The organism is Serratia sp. Je.1.23.a, from assembly GCF_051129805.1.
Lineage (GTDB): Bacteria > Pseudomonadota > Gammaproteobacteria > Enterobacterales > Enterobacteriaceae > Serratia > Serratia liquefaciens.
In genome coordinates, this window is record NZ_JBCPSR010000002.1 from 309,504 (window position 1) to 322,014 (window position 12,511).

11 protein-coding genes are annotated in these 12,511 nt (G+C 57.9%); all 11 read left to right on the top strand.

Features of this window, described 5'->3' with window-relative positions:
• Nucleotides 1–96: 96 nt before the first annotated feature.
• The 11 genes from AAZT04_RS09225 (at nt 97) to umuC (ending at nt 12,450) form a co-directional block, all read left to right on the top strand.
• The gene (locus AAZT04_RS09225; protein ID WP_020827536.1) at nt 97–1,767 is read left to right on the top strand and encodes a methyl-accepting chemotaxis protein; all 1,671 of its coding nucleotides are present in this window, start codon (nt 97–99) and stop codon (nt 1,765–1,767) included.
• 84 nt (nt 1,768–1,851) lie between these two features.
• Nucleotides 1,852–3,477 carry a methyl-accepting chemotaxis protein gene (locus AAZT04_RS09230; RefSeq protein ID WP_046373239.1) on the top strand — a complete coding sequence of 542 codons (1,626 nt, stop codon included), beginning with the start codon at nt 1,852–1,854 and terminating at the stop codon, nt 3,475–3,477.
• A 28-nt stretch (nt 3,478–3,505) separates the two neighbouring features.
• Nucleotides 3,506–4,378: a protein-glutamate O-methyltransferase CheR gene (cheR, locus tag AAZT04_RS09235; RefSeq protein WP_046373240.1), complete on the top strand. Its 873-nt coding sequence runs from the start codon at nt 3,506–3,508 to the stop codon at nt 4,376–4,378.
• The gene (locus AAZT04_RS09240) at nt 4,378–5,427 is read left to right on the top strand and encodes a protein-glutamate methylesterase/protein-glutamine glutaminase (protein ID WP_434679800.1); all 1,050 of its coding nucleotides are present in this window, start codon (nt 4,378–4,380) and stop codon (nt 5,425–5,427) included. Before cheR ends, AAZT04_RS09240 begins: the two co-directional genes overlap by 1 nt.
• 285 nt (nt 5,428–5,712) lie before the next feature.
• On the top strand, nt 5,713–6,102 hold the full coding sequence (gene cheY / locus AAZT04_RS09245; protein ID WP_020827532.1) for a chemotaxis response regulator CheY: 390 nt from the start codon (nt 5,713–5,715) through the stop codon (nt 6,100–6,102).
• A 12-nt stretch (nt 6,103–6,114) separates the two neighbouring features.
• Nucleotides 6,115–6,759 (top strand): protein phosphatase CheZ, encoded by a 645-nt coding sequence (cheZ, locus tag AAZT04_RS09250; protein ID WP_041414707.1) that lies wholly within the window; start codon nt 6,115–6,117, stop codon nt 6,757–6,759.
• Between the two features lie 173 nt (nt 6,760–6,932).
• Entirely contained in the window at nt 6,933–8,084 is a 1,152-nt protein-coding gene (gene flhB / locus AAZT04_RS09255; protein WP_020827530.1) for a flagellar biosynthesis protein FlhB, read from the top strand.
• A complete protein-coding gene (gene flhA / locus AAZT04_RS09260) occupies nt 8,077–10,155 on the top strand; it encodes a flagellar biosynthesis protein FlhA (protein WP_020827529.1) in 2,079 nt (692 codons plus the stop codon). The genes flhB and flhA overlap by 8 nt, the downstream gene beginning before the upstream one ends.
• Nucleotides 10,155–10,559, top strand: coding sequence for a flagellar protein FlhE (locus AAZT04_RS09265; protein WP_128864775.1), 405 nt, complete (start codon nt 10,155–10,157; stop codon nt 10,557–10,559). The genes flhA and AAZT04_RS09265 overlap by 1 nt, the downstream gene beginning before the upstream one ends.
• Nucleotides 10,560–10,769: 210 nt before the next feature.
• On the top strand, nt 10,770–11,204 hold the full coding sequence (gene umuD / locus AAZT04_RS09270; protein ID WP_041414703.1) for a translesion error-prone DNA polymerase V autoproteolytic subunit: 435 nt from the start codon (nt 10,770–10,772) through the stop codon (nt 11,202–11,204).
• Nucleotides 11,188–12,450 (top strand): translesion error-prone DNA polymerase V subunit UmuC, encoded by a 1,263-nt coding sequence (gene umuC, locus AAZT04_RS09275; protein ID WP_020827526.1) that lies wholly within the window; start codon nt 11,188–11,190, stop codon nt 12,448–12,450. The genes umuD and umuC overlap by 17 nt, the downstream gene beginning before the upstream one ends.
• Nucleotides 12,451–12,511: the final 61 nt, after the last annotated feature.

Here is a 12,511-nt window from a genome sequence, read left to right on the forward strand (position 1 = left end):
TTACCTCTTCTCATAAAGTTCTTCCCCGCCGCGCCGATAACTCTGTCAATCAACGTAATCAGGGCCTGTCCGCGCGGGCGTTCAACAAGGGAAAACATGTTTAATCGTATGAAGGTGGTCACCAGCCTGTTACTGGTGCTGGTGTTATTTGGCGCCTTGCAGCTGGTTTCAGGCGGGCTCTTTTTCTCCTCACTGAAGAATGACAAAGAAAACTTCACCGTTTTGCAGACCATTCGCCAGCAGCAGTCCGAGCTGAACGAAAGCTGGGTCAACCTGCTGCAGGCTCGCAACACGCTGAACCGTGCCGGTATTCGTCACATGATGGACGCCAATAACATCGGCAGCGGCGCCAGCGTCACCGAACTGTTGGCTCGCGCCAAGAGCAACCTGGTGGTTGCGGAACAGCACTATGCCGCCTATGACAAAATTCCTCTCGACGCCCGTCAGGACGCGCAATCGGCCGAAAAGCTGAAACAGCAATACGGCATCTTGCAGGGCGCGCTGACCGAACTGACCCAACTGCTGGGTGAAGGCAAAATCAACGCATTCTTTGATCAGCCGACGCAAAGCTATCAGGACGCGTTCGAAGACATCTACAACATCTATCTGGCGCAAAACGACAAGCTTTACCAGACCGCGGTTGAAGACAGCAATAAGTCATTCAGCTTCGCCATCTGGACTCTGGTGGTGGTGCTGCTGGTGGTACTGGCCGTGATTGTGCTGGTGTGGAGCGGTATTCACCACATTCTGGTGCGCCCGCTGAACCGAATGATCGAACACATCAAGATGATTGCCGCCGGCGATTTGACTCAGCCGATCGCCGTGACCAGCCGCAATGAAATGGGCGTGCTGGCAGCCAGCCTCAAGCATATGCAGAGCGAATTGATCGACACCGTCAGCGGCGTGCGTCAGGGGGCCGACGCCATCTACAGCGGCGCTTCCGAAATTGCCGCCGGCAACAACGATCTCTCTTCACGTACCGAACAACAGGCTGCCTCGCTGGAAGAAACCGCCGCCAGCATGGAGCAGCTGACCGCGACGGTGAAACAGAACGCCGAAAATGCCCGTCAGGCCAGCCAACTGGCATTGAGCGCCTCCGAAACCGCGCAGAAAGGCGGCAAGGTGGTGGCTAACGTGGTGCAGACCATGCACGACATCGCCGGCAGTTCGCAGAAAATTGCCGACATTACCGGCGTGATCGACGGCATTGCCTTCCAGACCAATATCCTGGCGCTGAACGCGGCGGTCGAAGCGGCGCGTGCTGGTGAACAGGGCCGTGGCTTTGCGGTGGTGGCCGGTGAAGTGCGTAACCTGGCGCAGCGCAGTGCCCAGGCGGCGAAAGAAATCAAAGGCCTGATCGAAGACTCTGTCAATCGCGTCGATATGGGCTCGGTACTGGTAGAAAGCGCCGGGGAAACCATGGGCGATATCGTCAATGCCGTGACCCGCGTTACCGACATCATGGGTGAAATCGCTTCGGCGTCGGACGAACAGAGCCGCGGTATCGATCAGGTCGGCCAGGCGGTGGCGGAAATGGACCGCGTCACTCAGCAGAACGCCTCGTTGGTAGAAGAGTCCGCGTCTGCGGCAGCGGCGCTGGAAGAACAGGCCAGCATGCTGACCCAGTCCGTGGCGGTATTCCGCTTGAAAGCGGCAGGTCAGGAAGAGTTCAAAATGCCCGTCAGCAGCAAGGCGGCAGTAACACCGGTACTCAATCATAAAAAAATGAACGCCAGCGATCCGCAGGATAACTGGGAAACGTTCTAACCGGCATTGGGCCTCCCTGCATTCCCGGGGGAGGCCGATTCCCCGTCGTAAGCTGGCCCTCGGCCGGCTGCAAGGAGGTTCATAGTGTTTAACCGAATCCGCGTCTCTACCAGCTTGTTTCTGTTGTTGATGACTTTTTGTGTTATGCAGTTGGCCACCAGCGGCTTGTCGTACACCGCTTTCCGTTCCGATAACCACAATCTGAACCTGATCACCCTCGGCAGCCAACAGCGCGACGCCCTCAGCCTGAGCTGGGTTTCCCTGCTGCAGGCCCGCAATACGCTGAACCGTGCCGGGACCCGTGCGGCGCTCAAACTGCCGCAGGATCAGGTCAATGCCTTGATGGGCAACGCGCGCAGTTCGCTGCAGAAAGCCGACCTCTATTTCAACCAGTTCCTGGCCGTGCCGCGTAACAGCGAGCAGGAACAGCAGCTGACCGAAACCACCAAAGCCAGTTACGACCGGTTGCGCAGCGCGTTACGTGAGCTGATCGGTTTCCTGGAAAACGATCGGCTGCAGGCCTTTATGGACCAGCCGACGCAGAAAACTCAGGATCTGTTTGAAGCGGATTTTGTCCAGTATCTGCAGTTGGTAAACGCCAACGTGAGCGAAGCCAATGCGGCGAATCAGCAATCCTTCATCCTGTCCGGTTGGTTGGTGGCCGGTGCGGTACTGATGTTGCTGGTGGTGACCGGCAGCGCCATGTGGTGGTTACGCAATATGCTGGTGCAGCCGCTGAACATTATGCGCAGTCATTTTGACCGCATTGCAGCCGGCGATCTGGCCACGCCGATTCAGGTGTATGGCCGTAATGAGATCAGCCAGCTGTTCGCCAGTTTACAGCGCATGCAGCAGTCGCTGATCGGCACCGTTGGTGCGGTACGTGACGGTGCCGAGTCGATCCTGATTGGCCTGCAGGAAATCTCCGAAGGCAACAACGATCTCTCTTCCCGCACCGAGCAGCAGGCCGCCTCGCTGGAAGAAACGGCCGCCAGCATGGAACAGTTGACCGCGACGGTGAAACAGAACGCTGATAACGCACGTCAGGCCTCTCAGCTGGCGCGTGACGCCTCTACCACCGCAGCCAAGGGCGGCGAACTGGCGGGCGACGTGGTGACCACCATGCATGATATTGCCAACAGTTCGCAGAAGATTGGCGCTATTACCAGCGTGATCGACGGCATTGCTTTCCAGACCAATATCCTGGCATTGAACGCGGCGGTCGAAGCGGCGCGTGCCGGTGAGCAGGGGCGCGGTTTTGCGGTGGTGGCGGGTGAAGTGCGTAATCTGGCACAGCGCAGCGCCCAGGCGGCAAAAGAAATCAAAGGTCTGATCGACGAATCGGTCAGCCGGGTCAAGCAAGGTTCGGTGCTGGTTGAAAACTCCGGTGCCACCATGCAGGACATCGTCCGTTCGGTCACTCGGGTTACCGACATCATGGGCGAAATCGCCTCGGCGTCCGACGAACAAAGCCGCGGCATTGAACAGGTCACGCAGGCCGTGACCCAAATGGATCAGGTAACCCAGCAGAACGCCGCGCTGGTAGAAGAAGCCGCCTCGGCGGCCACCGCACTGGAGGATCAGGCGATTACCCTGGCCGATGCGGTGTCGGTATTCCGCCTGGCGGACGATAACTTCACCGCGCAGGCCAACCATCAAGACGCAGTTTCACCCGTGGTAAAGGAAGCCCCAGATTGTCAAACCGCATAAGCAGCCCGTTTTTTTTGAGTGATATGGCATGAAGCCGGCGCCGTCGAACCCTAACAGAGACCCTGCGACTTTGTTGACGCAGATGGTGCAGCGCCTGCCGTTGCTGGACGTGCATTTTCGTCGCATCAGCCAACTGATTTATCAGCGTGCAGGCATCGTGCTGGCAGAGCACAAGCGCGAGATGGTTTATAACCGCCTGGTGCGACGCCTGCGGCTGCTGGGCCTGAACGACTTTGGCGATTATTTGGCGCTGCTGGAAAGCGATCCTAACAGCGCCGAATGGCAGGCGTTTATCAATGCCCTGACCACCAACCTGACGGCGTTTTTCCGCGAAGCGCATCACTTCCCGATCCTGGCGGAGCACGCGCGTCAGCGGCCGAACGGCTACAGCGTGTGGAGCACGGCGGCCTCGACCGGCGAAGAGCCTTATTCGATTGCCATCACCTTAAGTGAGGTGCTCGGGCAGCGCGCCACCGGCTGCCAGGTATGGGCCAGCGATATCGATACCCAGGTGCTGGAGAAAGCGGAAGCGGGCGTTTATCGCCAGGAAGATTTGCGTACCCTGACGCCGGCGCAAATGCAGCGTTATTTCCTGCGCGGCACCGGTCCGCATCAGGGGTTGGTGCGGGTGCGGCCGGAGCTGGCGGGGCGGGTGAATTTTCAGGCGCTCAACCTGTTGGCGCCTGAATGGGCGTTGCCGGGGCAATTCGACGCTATTTTCTGCCGCAACGTGATGATCTATTTCGATAAGGCGACACAGGAGCGCATTCTGCGCCGCTTCGTGCCCTTGCTTAAACCGGGGGGCCTGATGTTTGCCGGCCACTCCGAGAATTTCAGCCAGATCAGCCGGGATTTCTACTTGCGTGGGCAGACCGTGTATGGCCTGACCAAGGAGAGGTAATGAATAAAATCAGAGTATTGAGCGTAGACGATTCGGCCCTGATGCGGCAGCTGATGACCGAAATTGTCAACAGCCATCCCGATATGGAGATGGTGGCGAGCGCGCCCGACCCTCTGGTCGCGCGCGATCTGATCAAAAAGTTTAACCCGCAGGTGCTGACGCTGGACGTCGAAATGCCGCGCATGGACGGCCTCGACTTCCTCGAAAAACTGATGCGTCTGCGGCCGATGCCGGTGGTGATGGTGTCGTCGCTGACAGGCCAGGGGTCGGAAATCACGCTGCGCGCGCTGGAGCTGGGGGCGGTGGATTTTGTCACCAAACCGCAGCTTGGCATCCGCGAAGGCATGTTGGCCTACAGCGAGCTGATAGCCGAAAAAATTCGCACCGCGGCCAAGGCGCGCTTGCCGCAACGCTCCAGCAGCCCGGCACCGGCGATCCTCAGCCATACGCCGCTGTTGAGCAGCGAAAAACTGATTGCCATCGGAGCCTCTACCGGCGGCACCGAAGCCATTCGGCAGGTGCTGCAACCGCTGCCGGCCACCAGCCCGGCGTTGTTGATCACCCAGCATATGCCGCCGGGGTTTACGCGCTCGTTCGCCGAGCGGCTGAACAAGCTGTGCCAGATTACGGTGAAAGAGGCCGAGGACGGCGAACGCGTGCTGCCGGGCCATGCCTACATCGCACCGGGCGATCGCCATATGGAACTGTCACGCAGCGGTGCCAACTATCAGGTGAAGCTGCATGACGGCCCGGCGGTCAACCGTCACCGGCCATCGGTAGACGTGCTTTTCCGCTCGGTTGCGCAGTACGCCGGTCGAAATGCGGTTGGCGTGATCCTGACCGGCATGGGCAATGACGGCGCGGCGGGCATGTTGGAAATGCATCGTGCCGGTGCCTATACCCTGGCGCAAAACGAGGCCAGCTGTGTGGTGTTCGGCATGCCGCGTGAGGCGATCGCCACCGGTGGGGTGAATGAAATTGTCGAACTGGATCGCATGAGCCAACGCATGCTGGCGCAAATTGCCGGTGGCCAGGCGCTGCGTATTTGATTTTTACCCTTAATTATACCCGTCGCCTTTCGAGCCGCAGCGTTGTTACCTGCTTACAAGGCCCATCCATGGTCCTTGCCCTTTCAGGGCCGCTGCAAGCAGCGTTCAAATCTGTTCCCGACAGATTTGTCGCTCACCCCAGTCACTTACTTGAGTAAGTTCCTGAGGATGAGCGAGCTGGTCGCCTGGCTGCGACTCGAAATTCATAGGGTATATAGGGGGTTATAGCGAACAGCTGCCGTGAGGCTGGCTGTTGTTTGGATTAGGTAAACCTTGGGAGTATATATGGCAGATAAGAGTCTCAGATTTCTGGTGGTGGATGACTTTTCCACTATGCGTCGCATCGTCAGAAACTTGCTGAAAGAGTTGGGATTCAACAACGTAGAAGAGGCCGAGGACGGTGCGGATGCGCTGAACAAACTGCGTGCCGGCGGCTTCGATTTCGTGGTGTCCGACTGGAACATGCCGAATATGGACGGCCTGGAACTGTTGCAAACCATTCGTGCCGATGGCGCATTGGCGGCGATGCCAGTGCTGATGGTGACGGCGGAAGCCAAGAAAGAAAACATTATCGCGGCGGCGCAGGCCGGTGCCAGCGGTTACGTGGTGAAACCTTTTACGGCGGCGACGCTGGAAGAAAAGCTCAATAAGATTTTTGAAAAACTGGGCATGTAAGGAGAGAGGGCGATGAGAGACATTCCAATGCCTGCCAGCGATGCGGCAACCGCGGGGGAGATCATCTCGCGCATTGGCCAACTGACGCGGATGCTGCGCGACAGCATGCGCGAACTGGGGCTCGATCAGGCGATCGCCCAGGCGGCAGAGGCAATCCCGGATGCACGCGATCGTCTTGATTACGTGGTCACCATGACGGCGCAGGCGGCGGAACGGGCGTTGAACTGTGTGGAAGCGGCGCAGCCGCGCCAGGCACAGCTGGAGTCCGAAGCCAAAGGATTGAAAGGCCGTTGGGACGAGTGGTTCGCCAACCCGATCGAGTTGGACGACGCCCGTGAATTGGTTACCGATACCCGTCAGTACCTGGATCAGGTGCCGGAACATACGGCGTTCACCAATGCCCAACTGCTGGAAATCATGATGGCGCAGGATTTCCAGGATCTGACCGGTCAGGTGATCAAACGCATGATGGACGTGGTGCAGGAGATTGAAAAGCAGCTGCTGATGGTGCTGATGGAAAATATTCCTGAGCAACCGGCGAAAGAGAAAAAACCGAACGACAGCCTGCTCAATGGCCCGCAGCTCGACCAGAATGGCGCCGGCGTTATCGCCAATCAGGCGCAGGTGGACGATCTTCTGGACAGCCTGGGTTTCTGATAGCTCCTGGGGCGCATTTTGTTGCGCCCCAGACAGGCAGCACTGCTCCTGCGTCCCCAATCTTCCCCATCCCGCAAATAACCGTCCTTTTCTCCCGTTGTTCCACCAATGAAATCAGCATTTTTTTGGCATGCTGACCGCAATTTTATTCCCTCCGGCACAGGAACCGCCCCGTGGCTGAAGACAGCGATCTGGAAAAGAGCGAGGCCCCCACGCCCCATAGGGTGGAGAAGGCGCGTGAAGATGGCCAGATCCCGCGTTCCCGCGAGCTGACGTCGGTGCTGATGCTGGTGGCAGGCTTGTCGATCATCTGGGTTTCCGGCGGCAACATGGCGCAACAGTTGGCGGCCATGCTGACCCAGGGCCTGAATTTCGACCACGGCATGGTCAGTAACGACAAGCAGATGCTGCGCCAGTTGGCGATGTTGTTACGCCAGGCGGTATGGGCGCTGTTGCCGATCATGGCCGGGTTGGCGCTGGTCGCGCTGACGGCGCCGATGCTGCTGGGCGGCCTGCTGCTGAGCGGTAAATCGCTCAAGTTCGATCTCAAGCGCATGAACCCGCTGTCCGGGCTGAAACGCATCTTTTCCAGCCAGGTGCTGGCGGAGCTGTTGAAGGGCATCCTGAAGGCGACGCTGGTAGGGTGGATCACCGGTTTATACCTGTGGCACAACTGGGCGGCGATGCTGCATCTGGTGACGCAACAGCCGCTCGATGCGCTGGGTAACGCGCTGCGAATGATCATCTTTTGCGGCCTGCTGGTGGTACTCGGGCTGACGCCGATGGTGGCGTTTGACGTGTTTTACCAACTGTGGAGCCACTTCAAAAAGCTGAAGATGACCAAGCAGGATATCCGCGACGAGTTCAAGGAGCAGGAGGGTGACCCGCATGTTAAAGGGCGTATCCGACAGCAACAGCGTGCCGTTGCACGGCGGCGAATGATGGCCGACGTCCCCAAGGCCGACGTCATTGTGACCAACCCGACGCATTACGCCGTCGCGCTGCAGTACAACGATAAAAACATGAGTGCGCCGAAGGTGCTGGCCAAAGGGGCCGGTGAAATTGCGCTGCGCATTCGTGAACTGGGGGCGGAACACCGTATTCCCATGCTCGAAGCACCGCCGTTGGCACGTGCTCTATATCGACACAGCGAGATTGGACAACACATTCCCGCCACCCTGTATGCCGCCGTGGCCGAAGTATTGGCCTGGGTTTACCAGCTGCGACGCTGGCGGCGCGAAGGGGGGCTGATCCCGAAAAAACCTGAACGTTTACCGGTGCCGGAAGCACTGGATTTTGCTGGAGAAAGTAATACAAATGGCTAATTTGGCCGCCTTGCTTCGTTTGCCGGGCAGTTTTAAAGATACGCAGTGGCAGGTGCTGGCCGGCCCGATACTGATCCTGATGATCCTGTCGATGATGGTGCTGCCGTTGCCGGCATTTATCCTCGATCTGCTGTTCACCTTCAATATTGCCTTGTCGATCATGGTGTTGCTGGTAGCGATGTTTACCCAGCGTACGCTTGAATTTGCCGCATTCCCCACCATTTTGCTGTTCTCAACCTTGCTGCGCCTGTCGCTCAACGTAGCTTCGACGCGCATCATCCTGATGGAAGGGCATACCGGGTCTGCCGCCGCAGGCCGCGTGGTAGAGGCCTTCGGTCACTTCCTGGTGGGCGGTAACTTCGCCATCGGTATCGTGGTGTTTATCATTTTGGTGCTGATCAACTTTATGGTTATCACCAAGGGTGCCGGGCGTATTGCCGAAGTGGGCGCACGCTTTGTGCTGGACGGCATGCCGGGCAAGCAGATGGCGATCGATGCCGATCTCAATGCCGGTTTGATCGGTGAAGAAGAGGCGAAAAAACGTCGCTCTGAGGTCACGCAGGAAGCGGACTTCTACGGTTCGATGGACGGTGCCAGTAAGTTTGTCCGTGGCGATGCGGTCGCCGGTCTGATGATCATGATGCTAAACGTGGTCGGTGGTCTGTTGGTCGGCGTGCTCCAGCACGGAATGGAACTGGGCACGGCGGCGGAAACTTACACCTTGCTGACCATCGGTGACGGCCTGGTGGCGCAGATCCCGGCGTTGGTGATTTCGACCGCCGCCGGCGTGATCGTGACTCGCGTGGCGACCGATCAGGACGTTGGCGAGCAGATGGTTGGCCAACTGTTCAACAACCCGCGGGTTATGTTGCTCAGCGCCGCGGTGCTCGGCCTGCTTGGGCTGGTCCCGGGGATGCCGAACCTGGTATTCCTGCTGTTTACCGCCGCTCTGTTAGGGTTGGCCTGGTGGCTGCGCGGGCGCGATCAGCAAGCGCCCAAAGTGCAGGAAGTGCCGGTCACGCAGGATAATCCGCAGGCGGTGGAAGCCAGTTGGTCTGACGTGCAGTTGGAAGATCCGTTGGGGATGGAGGTCGGTTACCGGCTGATCCCGATGGTGGATTTCCAACAGAATGGTGAATTGCTGGGCCGTATCCGCGGCATCCGTAAAAAATTCGCGCAGGAGATGGGCTATCTGCCACCGGTGGTGCATATCCGCGACAACCTGGAACTGCCGCCGGCCAGCTACCGTATTTTGATGAAGGGCGTAGAAATCGGCAGTGGCGAAGCGCAACCGGGCCGCTGGCTGGCAATTAACCCAGGCAATGCGGTGGGCGAGTTGGCGGGGGATAAAACCACCGATCCGGCGTTTGGGCTGGAAGCGGTATGGATTGACAGCGCGCTGCGCGAGCAGGCGCAGATCCAGGGCTTCACCGTAGTGGAAGCCAGCACGGTGGTCGCGACGCACCTTAATCATTTGATTGGCCAGTTTGCCAGTGAGCTGTTTGGCCGACAGGAAGCGCAGCAATTACTGGATCGCGTCGCACAGGACATGCCGAAGCTGACCGAAGATTTCGTGCCGGGCGTGGTAAGCCTGACTACGCTGCACAAGGTGTTGCAGAACCTGCTGGCGGAACGGGTTTCCATCCGCGATATGCGCACCATTATTGAAACGCTGGCGGAGCATGCCCCATCACAAACCGACCCTTATGAGCTGACCACCGTGGTGCGCGTGGCGCTGGGAAGGGCGATCACCCAACAGTGGTTCCCGGGCAACGGTGAAATTCAGGTGATTGGCCTGGATACCCAGCTCGAGCGTCTGTTACTGCAAGCGCTGCAGGGCGGCGGCGGTTTGGAACCGGGCCTGGCGGATCGTTTGTTGGATCAGGCCAAACAGGCGTTGCAGCGGCAGGAAATGCTCAGCGCGCCGCCGGTACTGTTAGTGAATCACGCACTGCGGGCCTTGCTGGCGCGTTTCCTGCGTCGCAGCCTGCCGCAGATGGTGGTGTTGTCGAATCTGGAGATCAATGACGACCGCCAAATCCGCATGACCTCCACCATTGGGGCCGCATAATGAAACACCGTCTGGCGTTAATTTACCTGTTAGCGCCGTTGAGCGTGCAGGCAGCATCCGGTTCTTGGGTAGCCGACAGCGTCGGCGCCACGCTGGAATATGGTGGTGAGCGGGGAGAATCGCAGGGGTTACGCGCCCCCAATGCGTTGCCGGACGCCAATGCCCGCATCACCAGCGTAAGCTGGCGTTACCGGCTGCTGGCCGATGAGCCGGCGGGCATGCAGGCGCAGCTTTGCACCCTGACGCGCTGCATTGTGTTGGGCGGCGGCAGCGGCAGCAGCACCGGGCTGAAAGGGGAACCGGCGAACGCCGAACTGCGTTTTGTTTATTACGTGCAGGCGCGCGGTAGTCTGAATCCGCCGCTACGCGTGATCAGCAATCAGGTGATTGTGAATTACGAGTAAAACTAAAACGACACAAGCCAGGCTCCTCAGGCCGTTGCCTTCGACCTGGTTTTATTCCGTTGCCCCAAAGCGTGTTTAGCCACGGGGCAGGTAGGCCAATTTAAATTGCCTGATGCTTCAACTGCTTTCAGGAATTTTATTATACGCCGCTTGATCGTTGCGGTCGATCATGGATACTGTATATAAATACAGTTATTCGGATCGGCCATTATGCAGTTTATTCACCCCAGTCAGCTCACTCCCGGTTTATTACTTCCCCTCTTTATGGAGCGAGTCCCCTGCGGTTTTCCCAGTCCGGCTCAGGACTATGTCGAAGACAGTCTCGACCTGAATAAGCTGGTGGTGAAACACCCCAGTGCGACGTACTTTGTCCGGGTCAGTGGTGATTCGATGATCGGCGCAGGTATCAGCCACGGTGACTTACTGGTGGTTGATCGTTCCTTGACCGCCGTTCATGGCGACATCGTCATAGCGGCAGTGGCCGGCGAATTTACCGTGAAGGAGCTGCAAACCCATCCACGTATTCAGCTGGTGCCTCATAATACGGATTATTCTCCGATCGTTTTCCAGGCCGAAGAAGAGCTGGAAATCTTTGGCGTTGTGACATTTACCTTGAAATCAAACCGACATGTTCGCACTTGTTGACGTCAACAGCTTCTACACGTCCTGCGAGACTGTTTTTCGGCCAGATCTTAAGGGCAAACCGATCGTCGTCGTTTCAAACAATGACGGATGCGTTATTTCACTTTCGGCGGAAGCCAAAGCGCTGGGCATCAAAATGGGGGCGCCTTACTTCAAAATCAAAGAGCAATTACGGCACCAGCAGGTCAGCGTTTTCAGCTCGAATTATACGCTTTATGCCGATCTCAGCCATCGGGTGATGCTGACGCTAATCGAGATGGCCCCTGTCGTAGAGATATACTCCATCGATGAAGCTTTTATCGATGTGTCTGGCCTGAGTAGCAGCCTTCCGCTGAGCACCTTTGGCCATCAAATGCGCGATCGGGTGTTAAAGAATACCGGGTTAACCGTTGGCGTGGGGATCGCGCAAACCAAGACACTGGCGAAGATCGCCAATTTTGCGGCAAAGAAGTGGCGTCAAACGGGGGGCGTTGTTGAGTTGTCCGATCCTGAGCGTCTGCGAAAACTGCTGGCGTTAGTGCCGGTGGACGAGGTGTGGGGCGTGGGCCGCCGCATCGGCAAGAAGCTCAGCTTTATGGGGATCGAAACGGCGCTACAGCTTGCTGACTGTTCAACCTGGGTGATCCGTAAACACTTTAATGTGGTACTCGAACGTACGGTTCGTGAATTGCGCGGCGAATCCTGTTTGGCATTGGATGAGTTTGCGCCCACCAAACAGCAGATCATCTGTAGCCGCTCATTTGGTCACCGCATCACGGCTTATCAAGATATGCGCCAGGCCATTTGTACCTATGCGGAACGCGCAGCCGAAAAGCTCAGGGCAGAGAAGCAGTTCTGCTGTGTGATCAGCGTCTTTATGCGGACCAGTCCCCATGCCGAAAATGAAACATTTTACGGCCCTCAGGCCAGCGGGCGCCTGGCGATCCCTTCCAACGATACGCGTGACATTATTCGCGTTGCAGTCAGCGCGCTTGACCGTATCTGGAAAGACGATTTTCGCTATATGAAAGCCGGTGTGATGCTGAGTGATTTCTTTAGCCAGGGGGTGGCGCAGCTTAATTTGTTTGATGAACACCAGCCCAGGCCTAACAGCAGTGAGTTAATGCAGACCCTTGATCGGCTTAATCAGTCCGGTCGGGGCACGGTGTGGTTTGCCGGGCAGGGGATCCAAAAAAGCTGGGCGATGAAACGCGAAATGCTGTCCCCCAGCTATACCACAAGGTACTCGGATCTGCCGTTCGTCAAATAGCCCTGGGGTCTTATCATCCACCGGTTGAGCCCGCTCAGGTGCATCAACAATCATTCTTTGA